This is a genomic window from Vreelandella titanicae (assembly GCF_014697095.1).
GTDB classification, from domain to species: domain Bacteria; phylum Pseudomonadota; class Gammaproteobacteria; order Pseudomonadales; family Halomonadaceae; genus Vreelandella; species Vreelandella titanicae.
On sequence record NZ_CP059082.1, the window covers coordinates 3,261,275 to 3,282,093 of the forward strand.

Genomic DNA, 20,819 nt, shown 5'->3' on the forward strand with positions numbered 1-20,819 from the left:
TAAGCTGCTGGTTTTAATCATATTCACGATAAACGTAGATGCACATAAAGCCTGATTGTGCTGGGTTTGCCTAAGACTAGGGACACTATTTTGACCAATAACGATATTTTTCGCCGTATACGTTACACCTTTGATTTAAAAGACAGCACCATCGTGGATATCTTCGCCTTGGCAGAGGTCAGCGTGGCTCAAGAGCAGGTAACGGCCTGGCTGAAAAAGGATGACGACGACGCCTTTGTCACCATGAAGAACAAAGAGCTAGCGGCGTTTTTGAACGGCTTCATTAGCTTTAAGCGTGGTAAGCGCGAAGGGCCACAGCCCGTGCCAGAATCGCAGTTGAACAACAATATGGTGTTCCAGAAGCTGCGCATTGCGCTGAATTTAAAGGCTGAAGATATTTTGGCTGCTTTTGAACTGGCTGGCTTCAATCTAAGTAACCATGAATTAAGCGCGTTTTTCCGCAAGCCCAGCCATAAGAATTATCGAGAGTGTAAAGATCAGGTGCTGCGAAATTTCTTACTCGGCATCCAGCTTCAGTTGCGGCCAAATCAGGACGCTTCAAGCTCTGAGTCCTGAGCTTAATCGCCTGAATTCATATAATACTGCAGCACTTTGTATCATACGGTATAGGCCAGCTGCGGCTTCGATGTGACGTTTTAACAGCTGTCGAATCGAGCGGTTATTGGCGGTCTAACAGGAGAGTGTAATGTCTATAGATCCAATGGCGGTATGGGCGAATATGACATTGAAAATCTGGCCTGAGCGCTACTGGATGCTCGATCTTAGCGATACATCCGCTCAAAATGTGGCTAACGTGTTCGTGGCAAGCGATGCTCGGTACAGCTGTTTAATTCGCGATCAGGCAGGTGTATCCGCGATAGTCGACGAGGCGGCTCTTGAACGCTTAAAAACTGAGGTCTCGATAAGAGATAGCTTTGGCCCGTTTCGAGTTGTATCAACGGATGGCGAGCTTCCTTTCGATGTGATTGGTTTTCTCGGCCCTGTTCTGCGAGTGCTAAATGAACACGGCATTAAAGCTGGCCCGCAGTGTGGTGCCGTATTCGATCACTTGTTTATTTACGAGCGGGATATCGAGCGAGCGAATGCTCTTTTAGAGGATTTCATTAGCCAGGCTAGGGCGTGTCAATAAGTTGCTTTGATATGTCGCTCAACGGGGCGTTTGATGGCTATTAGCTTGGCCGAAGGCATGAAACAGTGATCAGGCTACCCGATTTCGCTACCCACTATTATTTGCGAGAGACAGGCCCGTTTCGGAGTCTCTCAGAGCTTCCTGCTGGCTCGGAAGATCCTGTATTTCAAGATATCCTAACTCGTCATCAGCGTGATCCCGGTTACCGGCGGCGCTACGGTAGGAATTACATAGGAGTCCGACGTGAGGTTGAGGCTCGGCTGCGTGAACTCTTCGTTGCGCGTGGAGGTAAACCGCGCCGCGATCATCCCTTCTATCTAGTGCTTGGAGAATCCCCTTGGTTTCGTGACCTGAACGCAAACCAAGGTGAGCTTAGAATCCCTCTCTCTGAGCTCGATCCCGAAGTAACGTCTTTGACTTACCCGGATAGCTTTATTGCGCTAACCCGAGACGACAAGCCTTACTACAATCAAGTGTTTCTGCTTAATGAGGTGAGTAGGCTCGTTACACGCTTCGGAATCCCTGCCAATGATCACGAGATTCCTTACGAGCGCTATTGGGAAACAGATTTTGAGCTCTATATCGAGGTGCAGCTTTGGGACACTCCACCCAACTTCAAAGCCTAGAAAACAATTAATTCAATTTTTTGGGAATGAAGGCAGCAAAATTGCGCTATATAAGCATCGGTGAAGGTAGGCTTTAGCGTTAATGCCTTTCTCGAAATGGGAAGCAGTGGTGCCTTCGTGTCGTATTTTATCCTGAAGATGAAGGACGGATTCTAATTCTCTTTGTCATGAATTAGGAGAGTCAGCCTCGTGCATACATGCATGAGAGCAGCTAACTTGGCATTTCACTCGGTCATCAATAACCGCTAACGACCATTTGCTTGCAATATGTTTGACTGCGCAATCATTTGAGTATATATTTGTGGAATCAACCATCGCGCAAGAATAATGACTATGTCGGAAAATATAGAGGCAGGATTGGTGTTAAGTGTCATCAACCTGCAAAGTAAAATCCAAAAACGGATTGGCAGTGCGCTTTCTGCGCATGGTATTGGTCTGTCCGATTATCTGGTTCTCAATCAGCTATACACCGCACCCAATCAAAAAGTACGCCGTAGCGATCTTGCTGAACAGGTTGGGTTGAGCCCATCAGGGGTTACTCGCCTTTTAAATCCTATGGAGAAAATAGGGCTGGTTAAGAAGCAGGAAAACCCTCGTGATGCCAGAGTCAGCCTGGTGGCACTTACCACAGCTGGGACAAAAATTTATGAAGATGCGCAAGTTTCGTTTAAACACGCTTCTGCCGCATTGCTCGAACCACTTGATAAAAAAGAGTTGGATGAGTTTTATAAGCTGTTAAAGGAAGTGTTGTAGTTTTGCTTGCCCACTGGGCATTGACTCTTGATAGACCAGTCAGCAGATTTCAAGGGTTTGCACCGAACATGCCACTGAAAGCGGCGGAGGCACTTACCATGGCCAGAAATATTGAGATCAAAGCACGTATCGACAACATCGAAGCGCTCGAATCCAAGGTGGCTAAGATCGCGGACAATGGGCCTACTGAGATAGTGCAAGACGATACCTTCTTCCATTGTGAGGCTGGTCGGCTGAAGCTTCGGGTGTTTTCAGAAAAGCACGGCGAACTCATTTTTTACCGGCGCGCCAATCAGGCAGGCCCGAAAGAATCGTTTTACGTTCGCTCGCAAACCGATGAGCCTGAGGCGTTGCGAGAGACGCTTTCGCTGGCTTATGGTGAAGTTGGCCGTGTTCGAAAACATCGCACGCTGTATCTTGTTGACAGGACTCGTGTACATCTCGATAGAGTGGAGGGCCTTGGGCACTTTCTTGAACTTGAAGTGGTACTTTCCTCCAGTGAATCATCACAGCCCGGTGTGGAAGTCGCGCACCGCCTATTGGATCAGCTCGGTATCGAGTCATCCCAGCTCATTGAAGGCGCTTATGTCGACTTGCTCGAGGAAAAGGGGGGCTAACCATTGATTCTATAGGCTCTAACCAAGGAGCCGCGAAGGTTGTCGAGTTCATACGTTAGGGTAATCAGCTATGGAAATCGAAGCGGATCTGATAGAAAAGGAAAGAGCCTTGCTTAGCTTCGAGGTGCGCAGGTCACCGGCGAAGCTGCGGTCTTTACTGTCCTCGGATTTCCTGGAGATCGGCGCATCAGGCGATTTTTTCGGGTTAGATAGTGTCCTTGATTGTTTGCCGCAGGAGTCCGCATGGTCGGCCATATCTCAGGACTTTGAGCACCGGAGATTGAGCTCTGATCTTATTCAGCTCTTTTATAGGGTTGCTATCAGTCGTCAAAATGGCTTAGGTACAAGCTATTCTCGGCGAACGTCAATATGGCGGAAAGAGGGAAGTGACTGGAAAATGGTTTACAACCAAGGTACGGCTATTTCTCCTTTTGAGGTTCAGTCTTAGATCGTTGATTCTGCGGGCGTTACACACTTTAATTTTGAAAAGTGAGGAGCTATGGGAACGGAAATTTGGCTTCTGTATGTCAGCACCGTATTCATTTTGATGAGTACACCGGGCCCTAGCCAGCTTTTGATGCTTTCCAATAGCGTTAGCAATGGCTTCCAACGGTCGCTATTTACCGCTGCTGGCGATTTGTCAGCCAATTTTTTACAAATGATTGTCGCCTCGATAGGTTTGGTGAGCATTGTTCAGCAATCCAGTGATTTTTTATCGTTGTGAAGTGGGCGGGGGTGGCATATTTATCGTACTTAGGCCTAAGGTTGATCTTCTCAAAGAGTGGGGGCCATGTAGGTGTGGCGAATCAGGGGCGGTCGAAAAAAAGCTTGTTTTGGCAAGGTTTTATCACTTCAGCCGCAAACCCTAAAGCCGTTATTTTTTTCGCTGCTCTTTTTCCACAGTTCATTAACCCATCTGAGCCCCTTCTGCATCAGTTTGCGATACTGAGTGCCACGTATCTCATCATGGATGCGGTTTTCTTGTTTTCCTACGGTAAATCAGCTGAATGGGTTAGTACGAAACTAAAGTCATCAGCGCGCCAGTACTTAGGTAAGGTATCTGGATCGTTTTTGATTGGCGCAGAGGTGCTTCTAGGTCTGAAGGAAGTTGATGCTAACTTATAAAACGCCTCGCCAGCGATAGATACGAGGGAGAAGGCTGTGGTCAAGCAAGTGGGCGGAGTTAACATTCAACCTAGGCACAGGGCTACCTGCCACTGCGGCATGGTGGAGCTCGAACTCGATCTGCCTGAGGGGCTTGTTGACCCGAAAAGGTGTAACTGCTCTATTTGCAGGCGCAAAGGCGCTGTTATGGCCTATGTACCATTGAACGGTCTTCGCATTCTCCGCGGCGCTGAGCATCTAAAGCTCTATCAGTTCAATTCGGGCGTTGCAAAGCACTACTTCTGTTCAAGCTGCGGCATCTACACCCACCACCAAACACGCTCGAACCCCAATGTGTATGGATTCAATGTCGGGTGCCTGAAAGGCGTTAACCCCTGTGATTTGGATGGTGTATCGGTTAGCGACGGTATCAACCATGAATCTGATCTGTAGCGGAGAGCTAGGAAGTGCTAGTGCAGCGTGCCTACCCGGTTGGTTAAATCCGGATATCGAGGTTGCTTTGGGATACCCCATCCATATCCATCGCCTGAAAGATGATATAAATTAAAGTCTTTTCGTCTGGAAGCAGGGGAACTGCGCTGTTGTGGCGACGTAAAGGGTCCAAACATGATTACGGCTTCCAAAAGGCTAGTTTTGAGGTACTACTGGCCTGAAGACATTGCCCCAATCTTTAAAAGCTATACGGGTGATTTAGGCTCAGCAAAATACCTTGCACGGCGCCCTCACACTGAAACCGAACAAACTGAAAAGATGCTTCAAAATCTTTCCGTTCCTGAAAGTATGGCGTTAACAGGCAAGTGTATTTGGGTTGTAGATGCCATCAGGGAAGGAGGTGCCATAGGGTTGGTAACCGTTGTAAAAAGTAAAGACTCAATGGTTGTTCACTTTGGTATCGGGCGACCATATAGAGGTTGCGGGTACGCAGCAGAGGCGTTGGTACTTACCGCACAGCACTTGCTCGCAGAAAATCACGCAATAAGAGTTAGCACCTTCACTGACGTCGAGAACGTCGCTGCTCAAATGGCTTTAGCCAAAGCAGGTTTTAGATTCACGACAAGAACCGAAAAGTTTTATCAAGCCCCACAATTGAACGGGGAGTATAGGGACGTTTTCCACTACGAGTTCAGGGGTTAATAAAAGCTAGTCTCGGGGTGCTTTTGCTCTGAGTTAGCCTTCGCTAAACACTACTTCTGCTCAAATTGCGGCATCTACACTCATCACCAAACGCGCTTGAACTCCAATGTGTATGGATTCAATGTTGGGTGCTTAGAAGGCGTTAACCCCTGTGATTTGGAAGGTGTCCCGGTTAGCGACGGCATCAATCATGGATCTGATCTGTAGTCTGACCTTTTACCGCATCGCTCTACCTGGGCTGTCTCTGAACAACGGAGTATAAAGTGAAATCAAGGAGTGAACATGAGCTGTGTTTTTTGTGAGATCGTGGCTGGTAACGTTCCATGTCACAAGATATGGGAGGACGCAAATCACTTGGCCTTTCTGTCCATTTATCCGAATACACCTGGGTTTTCAGTGGTCATTCCGAAGCATCATGTTCCAAGCTACCTGTTTGCTCAAGATGATGATGTCGTTACGGCGCTGGTATTGGCTTCAAAGCGAGTGGCTTTGCTGCTTGATGAAGTATTGGATGATGTTGGTCGTACGGGAATGATATTCGAGGGTTATGGAGTGGATCATTTACATGCGAAACTATTCCCTATGCACGGGACGGGTCAACATTCGGCGTTCAAGCCTATTGCGTCTAGCGTGAACAAATATTTTGATCGGTATGAAGGCTATATTTCGTCCCATGACTATAAACGTGAAGACGATAACATTTTAACGGATCTCGCTGCCAAAATCAGGACGAATATTTAATTAAACTAGCATGGTTAAGTCTGTTATATCGTGTTTTGGTTTCAGTGAGATCAAGAAGTGGAATGTTTATCGTCTAGATCTTTAATAAACCAGCACCAGTGCGCGTTGTCATTAAAACCTTAACAGCATATACGTGGAGCCTGTAATGAAATCAACCGTGGAAGAGCGTATCCGTTCGTTGGGATTGGAACTACCCGTCGTTACCACGCCAAGGGGCAGCTTTCGCTCCTATGCCATTTCGGACAACATGCTCTATCTGTCAGGTAAGGGTGCTCCGTTGCGAGAAGAGGGAGTTGTTGTCCCAAAAGTTGGGCAGGAAGTCACTGTTGAGCAGGCTCGGATGTACGCTCAAGAGGTTGGCCTGTATCTCCTTGCGCTCATTAAAGAAGCGCTGGGTGACTTTGATCGGGTTCAGCGTGTCGTGAAGGTGTTTGGTATGGTCAATGCTGATCCTAACTTTACTTCTCACACTGAAGTCATCAACGGTTGTTCCGACCTGTTTGTTACCGTTCTTGGTGAGCGCGGTGAGCATGCACGCTCTGCCATTGGTGTTGGCTCATTGCCGAAGGGGTTTGCTGTGGAAATTGAAGCCATCGTTGAGTTTTCAGGCTCTTCGCCACACCATCGCGACGCTTAACCTCTTCCTTGAGCTGTCCCCACTTTTGGTAGCTTTTGCCAAACGCCGAGGGCTTAGGCTCAGTAAAGGCACACTCCTGCCGGAAATCAATCGGGTTCGGAGCTAGCGCTTTCCGAGAGCATCATCAACAAGGAGGAAAGGGTGCAAATTTGTGAAACGGAGAGGCTGGTTATAAGAACGTTGTCCTTAGACGATGTTCCCGAGTTGACCAATATTCTCAGCGACCCTGAGGTCATGAAATATTCGATTCGAGGCGTTTGCGATGAAACGGCGACTCGGCGGTTTATCGAGTGGTGTTTGGAGAGCTATGCGTCTCACCGTATCGGGCCATGGGCTTTAGTCGAGAAGGGATCCGGTAAGCTTGTTGGCTTTTGCGGTGTCAGTCACGAAGAGGTCAACGGTGTTGAGGAGATTGGTCTAGGCTATCGACTAGCCAAACGGTACTGGGGCCAGGGGCTGGCGTCTGAGTCAGTGCAAGCGGTACTCTATAATGCATTTAACCAAAAGCAGCTATCGTCGGTGGTGGTTATTATTGAGCCTGAAAATGGTGCGTCACTTAAGGTCGCAGAGAAAGCAGGGTTTTCTGCGTTCGAGAATCTTGAATTTCATGGCCGTCCAGTGAGGCTGTACCGGTTAACGTTGCAGCAATGGCATGCATTACAAAACAATGCCGTGGGCACGATAGGTGTTTGATGGTAATGCGCTGAGGAGGCTTAATGCCAAGGGTCATACTGAAAGGATTTATCATCGTCCCCGAGCCGGATCTGGACGCTGTTAAAGCAGAGCTCATCAACCATAAGCGGTTAACCCTGTCTGAGCCCGGCTGCCTCGTTTTTGAGGTTGTTCAATGCACTATTAACCCCTATCGATTTGATGTGTATGAAGAGTTCATTGACCGAGACGCTTTTGAGCGACATCAATCTAGAGTGAAATCCTCCGCCTGGGGTAAGGTTTCAGCCAATATTGAAAGGCATTACAGTCAGCAATCCGCTGGGTAGCTAACCCAGCGGCTATAACCGACGTTTCTTACTTTCGTATGTGTGCTCTATTAGCCGCGCTGCTTACCAGTATCTTTCATACTCATCACGTAAATAATGAACATGATCAGTGAGCCCATTACAAAACACCATACGCCTACGGTTGCGTAGCTCGCAAAAGCGGGAAGAAATAAAAGGCTGCCAAAGAAGAAAAATAAGCTTGATAAGAGACCGAGTAGGTTGGGTAGCTGTTGATGCTGCGCCATCTCACTGTTCATTTTATTTCCTTATCTGAAATATTACTTTCAAGAGCCTCACAGTGCTTAAATACTGATGTCCGGTGCAAACTGAAAGCCCACCGATACCCGATTCCAACTGTTGATTTGGACAATAATGGCGGTGAGGTCAATTAGCCCCTGCTCACCAAACGCAGCTAGGGCGTTTTGATAGTCGTTGTCACTCACCGCTTGCTGGCTGACCAGTGTTAGTGCTTCGGCCCAGGCGAGTGCGGCGCGCTCTTGTGTGCTGAAGCAGGGCGCTTCACGCCAAGCAGGCAATACATCCAGGCGAACCTGATGCTCTCCATCGTCTCTGGCCTCTTGAGAATGCATGTGCTGGCAAAAGCAGCAGTGATTAATTTGCGAAACACGTAGGTTGACCAAGTGGATTATCGAGCGATTAACCGTTGAGTCTGGGGCAACGTCGCCTAGTGCCGTCAGGTGCTTAGCTAGGCGGGGGCAAAGGCGATATACAGACTGTTGAGACATACGAGTAGACATGTGGGTGACCTCGGTGAGTAAGTTGAGAGCTCAGCTTAACGTCGAGGTTTTTTTACGCCTTGTAAATTTGCGACAGTTTGCGCTTGCGATAGGCGGCGGGCGTTTCATAGGCAAGTGATTGGAAGGCATGGGTGAAGTGAGCTTGATCATAGTAGCCGCATTGCAGGGCTATTTCCGTTAGGGGCAGCGTGGTTGCAAGCAGTCCATGGCGGGCTCGGTTCAGTCGGGCATAGGCCACTAATTGGCCTGGGGTAACGCCCACTTCACGTTTTAATTTGCGCTCCAGAGTACGTCGAGTAAACCCTAGCGTGGCACCTAACTGTTGGGGGGGAAGCTGTAGTTCTCCAATGGCTTGAACAATCGTAGTGATACGGCTATTGGCGGGTGACTGGCTTTCTAGTCGATGTAACAACCATGTTTCCAGCAGGCGTAAACCCTGTTGCGAGTCCGACTGGTAGAGGCGCTCTACCACAGGTATTAATCCTTGCAATCCTAGTGGTTCAAGCTCGTTATCCAAGCGGTAGTGTGTATCTGTGAATGCTTCGGGTAGCAAGCCCAGCAAGCAGTGGGCGCCGGCTGCTTTAAAACGAATGCCCAGACAGGGTGCGGTGGTGTCGAGTGTCTCTATCAACGTGGTTTTGTTAAAACAGAGTGTGATGATGGGGTGGGGGCTGGTGAGCTTGATGCTGAGGCTAGCACCGGCATCTGGGTAGAACTTTTCGGTTCTTGATTCAGTGAGATGCCCTGGGCGACCCATTGACCAAAGGCACTGAACCCATGGGGCTAAGCATTTATCAGGCAGGCGATGCCGAAAATTAAGATAGTTGGCGTTGCTTGGCAAGATGAATTCGGTCATGGCGTCAACCAATGGTATGTTTTTTAATGATGGCGCACATTAACTCAATCACGCAGCGTCTGGGAGCTGGCCCGGCGCCATACACTAGGCGGCGCTTTTTCCTGGCGAGCCCAGTTGCGCCTTAGCTGCCGCTCATCCCCGAATCCGGATGCTTCGGCGATACGTGCTAGCGTCCATGTCGTTTCGGTCATTAACGCTTTGGCTCGCTGCAGGCGCAACCCCATAATGTAGTCGCCCACCAGCATGCCGGTGAGGCTTTTGAATTGGCGCCGAAAATGACGCTCACTCATGGCTGCCTGAGCCGCCAATGTCTCGACACGCCAGATTTGCGAAGGGGCGGCGCATATTGCATCTTGAACGCGATGCAGCCGTGCATCCACATGATTGCGGCCCTCAAGCCAGGCCCCCAGTTGAGGCTCCTGGCCACTGCGACGAAGATACAGCACCATCTCTCGCGCTACCGCCAAGGCCAGTGAATGGCCACAAGCACGGGTAAGCCAGTACAGCATGGTATCAATGCCGGTCGAAATCCCCGCGCTGGTTAAATAGCGCCCGTCCTCGGTAAAGATACAATCACTTTGTACCTTTGCTTGTGGGGCTTTGGCTTGTAACTGCTCGATTAGCGTGTGGTGGGTGGTACAGCGTCTTCCCTTTAACAGGCCCGCGTCTGCCAGTAATAGCGTGCCTGAGCAAACGGTCATCAGCGTATCTGCATAGTGGGCATTCGCTTTGAGCCAAGCAACACACTCTTGCTGCGCTAATGGCTCAAGGCTATTGCGGTACTGCCCAGGAATAAGCAGTAAATCTTGAGTAGGAAGCTGTTCAGGCAAGGGATCGATGCCGCTAAGGGTCAGCGGCCCTAGCCACTGCATGGCCGCTTTGGGGCCGAGATAGCGCACCTGAATGTCTATCGAAAGCCGGTCAGCACACTGTAAGACCTGAAGTGGGCCAACCAAATCAAGTGGCACTTGGCCGGGCATCATCAGTACCGCCACCCGCAAGGTGGTGGCTCTTGTGGATGGCGGTTGGCTATTGTGTTGCTCTTCACTCACGGGGGGGTTGCCATTCGTTGATCATGTCTTGTGTGCTGATAATACGCGCAAAGCGGTCTTCAAGTACCAGTTCGGTGCGCGCCTTAATATCATCTGCTGACCAGGTGATGCCGTGGCGTGTCATGGGGAACGTTAGGGTAGCATCGCTGATAAAGTCGACGCTAAACCCTAAATCCGACGCCACCCGTGCGGTGGTTTCGCAGCATTGCTCGGTACGAATACCGCTAATCGCCAGCCGTTCAATGCCTCGCTCCCGTAACCAGCTTTCTAGTGAGGTATCGCTGAACGCGTTATGCGCACGTTTCTGAAAGGTTACCGCCACTTCATCGTTAAAGTCATCAAGCGGACGAATAAGGCCACCGTCAGGGTCGAAAGCCCCTTGGCTGCCAGGTGCCTCATGCAGAATGCGCACAACCGGTATATCGTTGGTCTGGGCTGCGTTCAGCACCGCACGCTGCTTGGGACGCCACGCCTGAGCCAGTGATTCTACCCAGTAATCGCGGGCAGGGAACGAGGCTTGAACATCAATTAATAGTAATGCGGTTTTAGGCTGGGTCATGGCTAATCTCACCGTGTTGAAGTGAGGTTACAGATTAGCTGTTACGCATTCTGCCAACGATGCGTTAAGCGGTCACAAAGGGGGCAATTTCGGCCATGTGTGGCCGAAGGGTAATATCTGACAATGGCGATTATGAATCATCTAGGCGCTAGGCTCTCACCTCTGAAGGGATATGCTTTCGAGAGGGCGAGAATTGTCTGCTAAGTTAAACTTGCTACCTTCAACACCATGGTTGTTGACCCAGAAAAGCCGATTAACCATTTCAAGTAGGGAAAATGCTCTTCGTTTACGGCGATAAATCCCTTGGACTCGTACAGCCTCCTTGCTCTCGGGTTGCTATCGATAACGTCTAAGCGGATCGTCTCGAAACCATTATCCACGGCATGTGCAATAATGCTATCCAAGAGTCTGGAACCTATGCCTCGCCCTCGGAATCGGCTATCGACAGCAATCCCATCCATCACCAATTCTTGAGATTTTGGCTTGCGCTCGAATAAGCTGAACACCAGACATGCCCAGAGCCCTTTCAATGTTCCAAGCTTGCCTATCAGCTGTTTCATCCCGATTCCGCTCGTTAGCGAACCATTGGGCTGCTGAAACCCTGCTAGCCCAATGACCTCATCTTCAAAGATGGCAGTAAAGGAAAATTCAGGGACAAAACAGTCGGAGAGTAATTGAATGCGCTTAGCCTTGTCAGGTATTGCGCTCGCGAATTTAGCGCCGAAAGCTTCTTCATATAGCTTAGCGACAGGCCCAGCCTTCTCAAGGTTAAAGCCTTTCTGAATCAGAACGTTCATATACTGGCTCCTAGATTCAAAGAGAAATGACCATTGGTCACAGACGCAGTGAATTAATTTTTATTTGCAGGGATGAGGCAACTTCAGTAGTGGATGAGGAATTGCCGCGGGTCTTTGGTTCAATATCATAAAGGGGGGATGCATCGTTAGTACCTTCACTGATAATGGCATGATGGGTACCTGTACCGTAAATATGTGTGCTAATTTGAATTGGTCTGGTCGACCGCATGCAATCATTGAAAATGTGATTGTTTCCAAGGATCACCGCAAGCAACGTATCGGTAAGGCCAATCTTAGGTGTGCTATAGACTTTGCCCAGCAAGCTGGCTGTTATAAAGCGGCGCTTATGACGAGGTCTAAAGACCCCGCGACACAGGTTCTACGAGTCTTCAGGATTCAGCCCAAGCAAGCAGAGGTATCAGGTAGGGTTCAATGCATAACGCCCCATCCGATGCGCACGCACGGTTTTGCCATTAATACGGGTAAGCGTAAGTTTTGGGATAGGAGAGAGACATGATACCAATCGAAACATGGATGGCTTTCACTGCCGCATGCGTTTTAATAATTCTAGTGCCGGGGCCTGATAATATACTCGCCGTTAGTCGTGGACTTAGCCAGGGGCGTCTAGCGGCTTGTGTCTCCAGCGTAGGAGCTGGAATGGGGCTGATGGTGCATGTGGTTGTCGCTTTTCTTGGTTTGGCGGCTCTTATCCAGACCTCTGCCGTTGCCTTTAGCGCCGTTAAATTGATTGGGGCCGGGTATTTGATTTGGTTAGGTATTAAAGCATTACGTTCCAGAGACTTGATTGCATTTTCATCGCATCGTCGTTTGTCTTACCGCGTGGTTTTAACCACTGGGTTTCTAACCAACGTGCTTAATCCGAAGCCCGCGCTATTTATCTTGGCATTTATTCCTCAATTTGTATCGCCGGCGCAGGGATCGATTGCGTTGCAAACGCTATTGCTAGGTGCTTGGTTTGCTTTTATGGCATTCGCTATATTCGCCGTGCTGGGTCTCTTTTCATCTATGTTTGCGCGCTGGTTGGAGAGTCGTCCGCGCGTAATTCAAGGCCTGAATATGGGCGCTGGAGCAATGTTCATTGCAGCGGGGTTATCAGTGATATTTCTTGAGAAAGTGGAGAACCGCTAGTCGAAGACGACTAAACCTTCACACAGACAAAAATAGCGTTTCCAGAGGCGTTATCCCAGGGGATGATTTTTTCATAGTTGTGCTCAAACACATGAACCTCAAAGTGAGGCGCTAAGAGTGCGCTTAACTCCGCAAAGCTGACGGCTACCATGGGGTGTTCGTCGTTCCATAGCTGTGTTCCTTCAGCGTTGGCTTTTTCAATGCTGAGCCTAAGCGACTGCTTTTCACCTTGGCCACTGTAGTGCCATCCCGAGCGGAACGTGAATAAATCGCTTTCTTGTTGGGCGCTGTGTTTAACAGATAAAGCGTTATCGATTTTGTCTTTATCGACTGCGTTAAAACAGAAAATACCACCAGACTTGAGGGCACAATGAGTACTGGATATACACGCTTTTAGCTTTTCAATCCCATCGTTGTAGTGGATTGAGTATAAAAAGCAGGTGATTAAGTCTTGAGGCTCGTTGGCCTTGAAGTCACTCATATCTTGCAACGTGAAGTGTGCTTCTGAACAACGCGTGGCGGCAATATCCAGCATGGGTTGATTAATATCAAGCCCGCTGCTGGCGTATCCAAAATCAATAAAATGGCGCACGTGTGGGCCGGTGCCACAGGCTAAATCTAGGTGTGTCGTTCCGCCGTTACCGAAAATCTGATGCAGCCTGCGAATGGCGTGGCTTTGCGCTTGATAGTCGATATCCACGCACATCAAATCGTAGTAGCCAGAAAGGTCGGTATAGAGGGCATTGACGGACATAGTGACCTAATAGTGGCAACTGAAATAGGGTGGGTGGCGCATAGTAAACGAGCGAGTAGGGTTTGAGAAGCAGGCACAGCTTGGAGTTTAACGATTACGCAAATACATCTTGCAGCCCTAAAGAAACTCTGACGATGACCGATATATACCTAAGACCATCGAGATTTCTCTGGTCGTTGCTAAATGCCGAGAGTGCCCGTTATGCCGAAAATGCTGATCTTTATCATCACCTTGCTTCTCATTCTGTCTAACCAAGCGCAGGCAAACTCGAGTGCGGCAGAGGCGGCGGCGTTGGCGTGGCTAGAAGCCATCGATAGCGGTCAGTATGAGCAGGCATGGGAATCGTCATCTTCACTACTAAAAAAGCCGCTTTCACCGCACATGTTAGAACGGACGATTGGTGCAGCGCGTCGTGACTTTGGTGCGGTTCAGTCGCGTCGGCGAGTAAGCGTTGTCCGCGAAACCTCTATGCCTGGGGCTCCAAGAGATGACTACGCGGTTTTGACGTTCCAAACACGTTTTGAAAACAGATCATCGCAGATTACGGAAACCATCACTCCTCACTTGGAAGAGGGCACGTGGAAAGTTAGTGGTTATTACTTGAACTAACCGACTCCTCAAAAATACTGCAACCACCTCTGGTTTGCAGCATTGCCTTGGTTCAGGCTCCTTTTCCCCTCGAATCCTGCCATCACGTTGTTCATGACGAAGCTCAATTTGGCTGCTACGTTGAGTAGATAGCCTTGTGTATGTTGCTATGGATAGGCTGCAGATTCAGACGGGAATGTTCAAGGCGTTGAATGCGAGGAGTGGGTATGCAAACCCTTTCTCTCAAACCGCACTGGCTCTGGTTGATGGTTGCCAGTTTGCTAATGGCTACTATGTCGTTTACATGGCAGGCCATGGCACAAAGCGCTTCACCAAGCGTTCTGGTGCTTAATATTGAAGGCGCCATCGGCCCGGCTACCAAGGACTACTTTGAGCGTGGGCTGGATAAAGCCCGCGAGCAGGGCAGTGAGGTGGTGATCGTCGAGCTCGATACCCCCGGCGGGTTGGTCGACACCACCCGCGACATGATTCGCGAGATGCTCAACGCTGACATTCCCGTGGTGATGTACGTTTTCCCCAGTGGTGCGCGAGCGGCAAGCGCGGGCACCTATCTACTTTACGGTAGCCACGTGGCTGCCATGGCCCCCTCGACGCATCTCGGCTCGGCCACGCCGGTACAGATGGGCGGTGGGCTGCTCGGCAGCGATGAAGACGAAGAAGATAATTCGGCTGAGGAGTCGGATGGCGAGGGCAGCGCCATGGAACGCAAGGTGATGGAAGATGCGGTGAGCTTTATCCGCAGCCTAGCGGAACGCCATGATCGCAATGCCGATTGGGCTGAAGAGGCCGTGCGCAATGCGGTCAATTTCACTGCCAGCGAGGCGCTGGAGCAGAACGTCATCAATGTGGTGGCGCGCGATCTTGACGATCTCCTTGAGCAGATTGACGGCATGAGCGTGGTCATGGAAAGTGGCGATGCTACGCTTGAGACCGCAGGCCTCACCATTGAACGCTTCGACCCTGATTGGCGCACCCAGGTGCTATCGCTGATCACTAATCCCAACATAGCCTTCTTCTTGATGGTCATCGGCTTTTACGGGCTGGTTTTCGAGCTGGCCAATCCCGGCAGCCTGTTCCCCGGCACCATTGGCTTGATTTGCTTGCTGCTCGCCCTGTTTGCGTTTCAGGTGCTGCCGATTAACTACGCCGGGCTTGCGCTGATGGTGGTCGGGCTGGCGTTGATGGTGGGTGAGGCATTTATGCCTAGCTTCGGCGTGCTGGGGGTTGGCGGCATCATTGCCTTTGTACTTGGTTCGGTAATGCTGATGGACGCGGAGCATCTTGCCATTTCGCTACCACTAATCGGTGGTGTGGCATTGGTGTCCGGGGGGCTAATGCTATGGACGTTAACACGCTTTGCAACGCTGCGCCGTCGTCCGGCACACACTGGCGCGGAGCAGTTAATCGGCGCAGATGCGGTTGCACTGGATGATTTTGAGACCAGCGGCCATGTAAGGCTGCATGGCGAGCGCTGGAACGCAGTGAGCGATGTGCCAGTCAAACGAGGTGAAAAGCTTGTGGTGGTGCGCCTTGATGGCTTAACGGTATATGTGACGCCCCGCTAGTGCCCACTTTCTGACATAACCGACCCACAGCTAAACGAGGTGTCCAATGATTATTTCGTATTTAGTTCCTGTCGTGCTGGTGGTGATGTTGATCGCCGCCTCTATTCGCATACTGCCAGAATATAAACGCGGCGTAGTGTTCTTTCTGGGGCGTTATCAGATAGTGAAAGGGCCTGGGCTAGTCATTGTGATCCCCGCCATTCAGAAGATGGAGGTGGTGGATCTGCGCGTCATTACCATGGATGTGCCGGAACAGGACGTAATCTCTCAGGATAACGTCACCGTTAAAGTTAATGCGGTGCTTTATTTCCGCGTCGTCGATCCAGAAAAGGCGATCATTCAAGTCGAGAATTTTACCCAGGCGACCAGTCAACTAGCACAGACCACTTTGCGCTCCGTGCTGGGTAAGCATGATCTGGATGAGATGCTTTCCGAGCGCGATAAGCTCAACGACGATATCCAGGAAATCATCGATACCCAAACCGAAGCGTGGGGTATCAAGGTCGCCAATGTTGAAATTAAGCATGTAGATTTGGATGAGAGCATGATTCGCGCCATTGCGCGCCAGGCAGAGGCGGAGCGTGAGCGTCGCGCTAAGGTGATTCACGCCGAAGGGGAACTGCAAGCATCCAAGAAACTGGTCGAGGCGGCCAATGTCATGCAGGAAAACTCTGCCGCGCTGCAACTGCGCTACCTGCAAACCATGAGCGACATGAGCAATAAAAACGCGTCAACCATTGTCTTCCCATTACCAATGGACATTATGGAAGCGTTCAAGGATATGAAAGCCAAGCATACGGCAGCGACGCCTGGTAAGGCGCAGGATGACGCCTAGGCTCACAGCTCTTCCCACTGCCTGTGGTACGGTTTGGCAGCAACTGGCAGTGGGCTCCCTGAATACATTTTTTGTTTCATGGGATATGCTTCGAAGCCTCTGATCCAAGGATCCCGGTGATGCCATGTCCCTGATTGCCACTACCCTTGAACCGCCTTACTACGCCGTTATTTTCACTTCACTACGCACCGAGGTCGATAACGGCTATGACGCAATGGCCGCAAGAATGGTTGAGCTTGCAGCACAGCAGCCGGGGTTTTTAGGGGTGGAGTCTGCCCGTAATGAGGTGGGTGTAACAGTTTCTTACTGGGCCGATTTGGCATCTATTAAAGCGTGGAAAGCCCATGCTGAGCATCAAGAAGCTCAGCGGCTAGGCCATCAGCAGTGGTACCAGCACTTCAAAACCCGTATTCGCCAAAGTCGAGCGAGATTACGGTATTTAGCTGGTTGCCACCGATTCACGGCTTACACCACCAGCAACAGGGGTGTCAATACCAGTTCAATAGGAATGGACAGAAGAATAGTCTCCAGAAAGGAGAGGGTGGCGAGTAGACACAGCATATTCTTCGAGCGGTTAATGCGCTCAAACCACTACTTAGTGCATTTGGATGTTATGGCCATGCAGGTCTTACACTTCGGGATTAATGCGGCGATAGACAGCCGCTAATAGGCTGTAAAGGCCAAACGCAAAAAGTCCCAGCGCGACAAAACCAAGCAACCACTGACCGAAGGGCTGGCTTCGCAGGGTGCTAAACACCTCGCTCATACCGCCTGCTTGATTGGGATTGATTTGATAAGCGGCGATGATAAAAAAGCTACCCACGATCACAAACACAGCACCACGAATCACTAAGCCGAAACGGCAAATAGGGTAGGCCCATTGTTGCGTTTGTGGTGGCATAGCGAAGTGTTTGTCGAATTTGGCCTTGTAGCCTTTAAGCGCGTGGGCCATACCTACCCCTATCATGATGAGGCCAACCCCAGCGACCAGCCAGCGCCCGAAAGGCTGCTGCATCAGCCAGCCCGCGACACCTTGCGAACCGCCACCAGAATCACCTGAAGAGCCCGCAAATTGAAAGATGAGCGTGGCGGCAAAAAAAGACAACAACGTGTGGGTAATGGCGCTCGCCAATAAGCCCGCACGAATTGCCAGCCCCTTGGCGCCGTTGCCGTGATGGTCAGTGTCTTTAACCGCCTGGATGATTCGCCACATAGCGTAGCCCACCAAGCCGATGGCCATAATGGCTAACAAGACTTTACCGAAGGGAGCGGTGAGCAAACGTTCTAAGGCGCCACGACTGCCTTCTGTTTGGCCGCCTTGTCCAAATGCTGCCAGCGCTGCTAGGCTACCCACTAATACATACACAATGCCGCGGGAGGCATAACCCATGCGGGCATAAAGGGTAATTGCATCCCTGTGGTTGCGGTTTTTCATACTGTTGGCCATGGCGTCCTCCTGACTAATATGGCGTTGCGCATTCCTATGCAATCTAGCGTATAGAGCAGTATAGCGGCCCATACTGTGCTTGTGCTGTGCTATTGTTCAGCGTAGGTAATGAATCGCTATTTTTAACTATTGCGAGCAGAGCATGAGTACCATTTCGTCACCTATCTTCTGGCGCGATGCGCGTATGCCCTATGTGGAGCTGCGCAAGATTAGCGACGCGCGACAAGTTTGCTATGCGCCGCACAGCCATACGCATTGGTCGCTGGGGGCCATTACCGCAGGTAAAAGCACTTTTTGCTATCGCGATGCGACGCATCAGATTAGTGCGGGTGACATCGTTATGATGAACCCCTACTGGGTGCATGCCTGCAACCCCATCGAGAACCAGCCCTGGGCGTACATGATGCTCTACGTCGATACCGAGTGGCTGAGTGAATTGCGTTACCAATTGGGCCTGTTGAATACGCCGTATTGGCAAGATATCGCCACCGCCGTCATTACCCAGCCAGCGCTTTATGCCGGGTACTGCGATATGGCTGCTTGTTTGCTGGATGAACATCGCGAGATTAGCGATAAGCAAACGGCGCTAGTCGAATACTTGTCCATCATGATGCAAGTGCTTGCTCAGGAATCCCCCGCGGTATTGCCCCAAGCGCCCAGTGCGCTAGAACAGGTCGCGGCCTATTTGCGTGCCAATTGTAGCGCTGATATATCGCTAGAACGCCTATGTGAGCAGTCCGGCTATAGTGCTGGGCACCTGATTCGCGCCTTTAAACAGCACTTCGGACTAACACCCCATGCTTACCTGATTAATCAGCGCATTCAGCTGGGGCAGCAAGCGTTAAAACAAGGGCAACCTATCGTTGAGGCGGCTTTGAACGCTGGCTTTAATGACCAGCCCCACTTTCAAAGGACGTTCAAGCGGCTGGTAGCAGCGACACCCAACCAGTACCGCTACCCGCTACTCAACCAGTAAGACAATAGCGCTAGCCGCCAGGCAGATAGCGAGTGCGCGGTTAATCGTCAGTAAGACAATCGGACGATGAACATAGCGTTTCAGAAAAGCGCCTGCATATACCCAACTGGCCAGCGATAGCCAGCAAATAGGCAGATAGAGGCCGGCGAACAGCCATAGCAGATGGGGCTCATTAGCAGTGGTGTAGGCGCCAATGCCAGCGGCAGACGCCAGCCACGCCTTGGGGTTGAGCCACTGCATCATGGCACCTGTCATAAACCCTGGCGCTTTGACGCCGCCTCGCTCCTGCAAGCGCCCATCGTGCTGTAAAAGTTGATAGCTGAGATAGAGTAAAAACAGAATGCCTGCCCAGCGCAAAAACTCTTCCAGCAGCGGCAGCACATTCAGCACGGAGTAAAGCCCCGCGCCGATGGCTAAAAATAGCGCGATAAACCCGAGCGTGGCGCCGGTTACAAAAACAAGCCCTTTAGCAATAGGGTAGTGCGTACCGCTACTCAAACAAACGATGTTGACCGGCCCCGGCGAAATAGACGCTGCGAGGGCAAAGGCGGACATGGGTAGCAGCAAAGATAGCAGGGGTGAAGCGCTCATTGTCATTCTCCTCAGATAATGCAAGGAGAATGCAGTAGCGCTTGTGGGCGGTATTGAACAAAATTGAGATCGTTGCTTAAAGCGTTGCCCTGCTAATGCCCAAAAACCGACCAGCCGGTGTGCTGCACAAACATTTCGAGCGCCTGGGTGCCCAGAAAACTGTTGCCGTAGGCATCCAGCCCCGGCGACCAAACTGCGATGGAGCCATGGCCGGGTGCAATCGCCAGAATGCCACCGCCCACGCCACTTTTGCCAGGCAGGCCGACGCGAAATGCGAACTCTCCCGAGGCGTCGTAGTGCCCGCACATCATCATTAGTGAATTGATACGCCGTGCGCGCTGGGGGGCTACCACGCGAATGCCACTGGGTTTGTTGATACCATCCGAGGCCAAAAATAGCCCGGCATGGGCCAACTGCTCACAGCTCATGGCGATAGCGCACTGGTGAAAATAGGTGCCTAGCACCTTATCGACATCATGGCGTAGGCGGCCAAAGGCTTTCATAAAGTGCGCCAGTGAGGCGTTGCGGTCGCGGTGGGCCATTTCTGAAGCGGCCACCGCGTGGTCGAAGTAAATGCTGTCGTCATCGGCGATATAGCGCACAAAGCTAAGAATCTCGCCAAGTGTCTCTTTGGGCTCGTGGCCCATCATGATCGCATCGACTACCGCAATGGCCCCGGCATTGATAAACGGGTTACGCGGTTTGCCGCTTTCATGCTCTAGTTGCACGATGGAGTTGAAGGGATCCCCTGAGGGCTCGCGGCCTACTTTTGACCACAGCGAATCACCCACTTGCCCAAGTGCAATGGTCAGCGTAAATACTTTAGAGATACTTTGAATCGAGAAGGGCGTGGTAGCACAACCTGCCGAGTACACTTTGCCATCCACCGTGGCGAGCGAAATGGCAAACTGCTGTGGGTCAACATGGCCAAGCTCGGGAATATAGTCTGCGACCTTACCGCGTTCTTCGGCGTTTGCCATGGCTGCTGCAATGTCATTGATCAAGTCTTGCATGGGCGTATCGTGTACCGTCAATGGAGGCGGGGCATTACCCTAGCGAAAACTGGTGGAAATGTCTGTTAAACATAACG

Annotated in this window: 30 protein-coding genes and 1 pseudogene; 21 read left to right on the plus strand and 10 right to left on the minus strand. The window is 50.8% G+C overall.

Going from position 1 to position 20,819, the window contains the following annotated elements:
• Positions 1 to 90: 90 nt before the first annotated feature.
• The 14 genes from HZS52_RS14955 (at position 91) to HZS52_RS15015 (ending at position 7,781) form a co-directional block, all read left to right on the plus strand.
• Positions 91 to 576, plus strand: coding sequence for a YehS family protein (locus HZS52_RS14955; RefSeq protein ID WP_027957590.1), 486 nt, complete (start codon positions 91 to 93; stop codon positions 574 to 576).
• A 130-nt stretch (positions 577 to 706) separates the two neighbouring features.
• A complete protein-coding gene (locus tag HZS52_RS14960) occupies positions 707 to 1,150 on the plus strand; it encodes a hypothetical protein (RefSeq protein WP_190373081.1) in 444 nt (147 codons plus the stop codon).
• 65 nt (positions 1,151 to 1,215) lie between these two features.
• Positions 1,216 to 1,776: a hypothetical protein gene (locus HZS52_RS14965; RefSeq protein ID WP_022523101.1), complete on the plus strand. Its 561-nt coding sequence runs from the start codon at positions 1,216 to 1,218 to the stop codon at positions 1,774 to 1,776.
• A 333-nt stretch (positions 1,777 to 2,109) separates the two neighbouring features.
• Positions 2,110 to 2,529 (plus strand): MarR family winged helix-turn-helix transcriptional regulator, encoded by a 420-nt coding sequence (locus HZS52_RS14970; protein WP_223827934.1) that lies wholly within the window; start codon positions 2,110 to 2,112, stop codon positions 2,527 to 2,529.
• Positions 2,530 to 2,627: 98 nt separating this feature from the next.
• Complete coding sequence (locus HZS52_RS14975; protein WP_190373083.1) at positions 2,628 to 3,146, plus strand: class IV adenylate cyclase; 519 nt, start codon at positions 2,628 to 2,630, stop codon at positions 3,144 to 3,146.
• Between the two features lie 70 nt (positions 3,147 to 3,216).
• Positions 3,217 to 3,594 carry a nuclear transport factor 2 family protein gene (locus HZS52_RS14980; protein ID WP_190373084.1) on the plus strand — a complete coding sequence of 126 codons (378 nt, stop codon included), beginning with the start codon at positions 3,217 to 3,219 and terminating at the stop codon, positions 3,592 to 3,594.
• A gap of 51 nt (positions 3,595 to 3,645) precedes the next feature.
• Positions 3,646 to 3,870, plus strand: coding sequence for a hypothetical protein (locus HZS52_RS24435; RefSeq protein WP_223827935.1), 225 nt, complete (start codon positions 3,646 to 3,648; stop codon positions 3,868 to 3,870).
• 11 nt (positions 3,871 to 3,881) lie between these two features.
• Positions 3,882 to 4,271, plus strand: coding sequence for a LysE family translocator (locus HZS52_RS24440; RefSeq protein WP_263364897.1), 390 nt, complete (start codon positions 3,882 to 3,884; stop codon positions 4,269 to 4,271).
• 48 nt (positions 4,272 to 4,319) lie between these two features.
• Positions 4,320 to 4,703, plus strand: a complete 384-nt coding sequence (locus tag HZS52_RS14990; protein ID WP_479715076.1) for a GFA family protein — start codon at positions 4,320 to 4,322, stop codon at positions 4,701 to 4,703.
• A 174-nt stretch (positions 4,704 to 4,877) separates the two neighbouring features.
• Complete coding sequence (locus tag HZS52_RS14995; RefSeq protein ID WP_190373085.1) at positions 4,878 to 5,405, plus strand: GNAT family N-acetyltransferase; 528 nt, start codon at positions 4,878 to 4,880, stop codon at positions 5,403 to 5,405.
• A gap of 282 nt (positions 5,406 to 5,687) precedes the next feature.
• Complete coding sequence (locus HZS52_RS15000; RefSeq protein ID WP_141440954.1) at positions 5,688 to 6,146, plus strand: HIT family protein; 459 nt, start codon at positions 5,688 to 5,690, stop codon at positions 6,144 to 6,146.
• A gap of 145 nt (positions 6,147 to 6,291) precedes the next feature.
• Positions 6,292 to 6,783 (plus strand): RidA family protein, encoded by a 492-nt coding sequence (locus tag HZS52_RS15005; protein ID WP_041158568.1) that lies wholly within the window; start codon positions 6,292 to 6,294, stop codon positions 6,781 to 6,783.
• Between the two features lie 141 nt (positions 6,784 to 6,924).
• Entirely contained in the window at positions 6,925 to 7,476 is a 552-nt protein-coding gene (locus HZS52_RS15010; protein WP_190373086.1) for a GNAT family N-acetyltransferase, read from the plus strand.
• Positions 7,477 to 7,499: 23 nt separating this feature from the next.
• Positions 7,500 to 7,781, plus strand: a complete 282-nt coding sequence (locus HZS52_RS15015) for a putative quinol monooxygenase (RefSeq protein ID WP_190373087.1) — start codon at positions 7,500 to 7,502, stop codon at positions 7,779 to 7,781.
• 50 nt (positions 7,782 to 7,831) lie between these two features.
• Here HZS52_RS15015 and HZS52_RS15020 read toward each other — a convergent pair whose 3' ends face one another.
• The 6 genes from HZS52_RS15020 to HZS52_RS15045 all read right to left on the minus strand — a co-directional run bounded on the left by HZS52_RS15020 (position 7,832) and on the right by HZS52_RS15045 (position 11,803).
• Positions 7,832 to 8,038 (minus strand): YrhK family protein, encoded by a 207-nt coding sequence (locus HZS52_RS15020; protein WP_190373088.1) that lies wholly within the window; start codon positions 8,036 to 8,038, stop codon positions 7,832 to 7,834.
• Between the two features lie 45 nt (positions 8,039 to 8,083).
• On the minus strand, positions 8,084 to 8,539 hold the full coding sequence (locus tag HZS52_RS15025) for a carboxymuconolactone decarboxylase family protein (protein WP_161463552.1): 456 nt from the start codon (positions 8,537 to 8,539) through the stop codon (positions 8,084 to 8,086).
• A gap of 52 nt (positions 8,540 to 8,591) precedes the next feature.
• Positions 8,592 to 9,395 (minus strand): helix-turn-helix transcriptional regulator, encoded by an 804-nt coding sequence (locus HZS52_RS15030; RefSeq protein WP_223827937.1) that lies wholly within the window; start codon positions 9,393 to 9,395, stop codon positions 8,592 to 8,594.
• 44 nt (positions 9,396 to 9,439) lie between these two features.
• Entirely contained in the window at positions 9,440 to 10,447 is a 1,008-nt protein-coding gene (locus HZS52_RS15035) for a GlxA family transcriptional regulator (protein WP_190373090.1), read from the minus strand.
• Entirely contained in the window at positions 10,440 to 11,006 is a 567-nt protein-coding gene (locus tag HZS52_RS15040) for an isochorismatase family protein (RefSeq protein WP_041158566.1), read from the minus strand. Before HZS52_RS15040 ends, HZS52_RS15035 begins: the two co-directional genes overlap by 8 nt.
• Before the next feature lie 200 nt (positions 11,007 to 11,206).
• A complete protein-coding gene (locus tag HZS52_RS15045; protein WP_022523113.1) occupies positions 11,207 to 11,803 on the minus strand; it encodes a GNAT family N-acetyltransferase in 597 nt (198 codons plus the stop codon).
• 142 nt (positions 11,804 to 11,945) lie between these two features.
• On the opposite strand from HZS52_RS15045, the gene HZS52_RS24755 reads away from it, so the two are divergent.
• Positions 11,946 to 12,320, plus strand: coding sequence for a GNAT family N-acetyltransferase (locus HZS52_RS24755; protein ID WP_414727640.1), 375 nt, complete (start codon positions 11,946 to 11,948; stop codon positions 12,318 to 12,320).
• Positions 12,321 to 12,337: 17 nt separating this feature from the next.
• Entirely contained in the window at positions 12,338 to 12,952 is a 615-nt protein-coding gene (locus tag HZS52_RS15055) for a LysE family translocator (RefSeq protein ID WP_208797191.1), read from the plus strand.
• 10 nt (positions 12,953 to 12,962) lie between these two features.
• Here HZS52_RS15055 and HZS52_RS15060 read toward each other — a convergent pair whose 3' ends face one another.
• A complete protein-coding gene (locus HZS52_RS15060) occupies positions 12,963 to 13,706 on the minus strand; it encodes a class I SAM-dependent DNA methyltransferase (protein ID WP_041158565.1) in 744 nt (247 codons plus the stop codon).
• Positions 13,707 to 13,907: 201 nt separating this feature from the next.
• On the opposite strand from HZS52_RS15060, the gene HZS52_RS15065 reads away from it, so the two are divergent.
• The 4 genes and pseudogenes from HZS52_RS15065 to HZS52_RS15080 all read left to right on the plus strand — a co-directional run bounded on the left by HZS52_RS15065 (position 13,908) and on the right by HZS52_RS15080 (position 17,158).
• Entirely contained in the window at positions 13,908 to 14,315 is a 408-nt protein-coding gene (locus HZS52_RS15065) for a DUF4019 domain-containing protein (RefSeq protein WP_022523117.1), read from the plus strand.
• Positions 14,316 to 14,521: 206 nt separating this feature from the next.
• The gene (locus HZS52_RS15070; protein WP_041158564.1) at positions 14,522 to 15,880 is read left to right on the plus strand and encodes an NfeD family protein; all 1,359 of its coding nucleotides are present in this window, start codon (positions 14,522 to 14,524) and stop codon (positions 15,878 to 15,880) included.
• A gap of 46 nt (positions 15,881 to 15,926) precedes the next feature.
• On the plus strand, positions 15,927 to 16,715 hold the full coding sequence (locus HZS52_RS15075; protein WP_009287026.1) for a slipin family protein: 789 nt from the start codon (positions 15,927 to 15,929) through the stop codon (positions 16,713 to 16,715).
• 124 nt (positions 16,716 to 16,839) lie between these two features.
• Positions 16,840 to 17,158 (plus strand): annotated as a pseudogene (locus HZS52_RS15080) (antibiotic biosynthesis monooxygenase family protein).
• A 185-nt stretch (positions 17,159 to 17,343) separates the two neighbouring features.
• Here HZS52_RS15080 and HZS52_RS15085 read toward each other — a convergent pair.
• Positions 17,344 to 18,162 carry a DUF1206 domain-containing protein gene (locus HZS52_RS15085; protein ID WP_190373091.1) on the minus strand — a complete coding sequence of 273 codons (819 nt, stop codon included), beginning with the start codon at positions 18,160 to 18,162 and terminating at the stop codon, positions 17,344 to 17,346.
• Between the two features lie 142 nt (positions 18,163 to 18,304).
• Between HZS52_RS15085 and HZS52_RS15090 the strand changes: the two genes are divergently transcribed.
• The gene (locus HZS52_RS15090) at positions 18,305 to 19,138 is read left to right on the plus strand and encodes an AraC family transcriptional regulator (RefSeq protein WP_009287024.1); all 834 of its coding nucleotides are present in this window, start codon (positions 18,305 to 18,307) and stop codon (positions 19,136 to 19,138) included.
• Here HZS52_RS15090 and HZS52_RS15095 read toward each other — a convergent pair.
• Positions 19,124 to 19,729, minus strand: coding sequence for a LysE family translocator (locus HZS52_RS15095; protein ID WP_190373092.1), 606 nt, complete (start codon positions 19,727 to 19,729; stop codon positions 19,124 to 19,126). The two genes, HZS52_RS15090 and HZS52_RS15095, sit on opposite strands and share 15 nt — an antisense overlap.
• Positions 19,730 to 19,821: 92 nt before the next feature.
• A complete protein-coding gene (locus HZS52_RS15100) occupies positions 19,822 to 20,742 on the minus strand; it encodes a glutaminase (RefSeq protein WP_190373093.1) in 921 nt (306 codons plus the stop codon).
• Positions 20,743 to 20,819 lie beyond the last annotated feature (77 nt).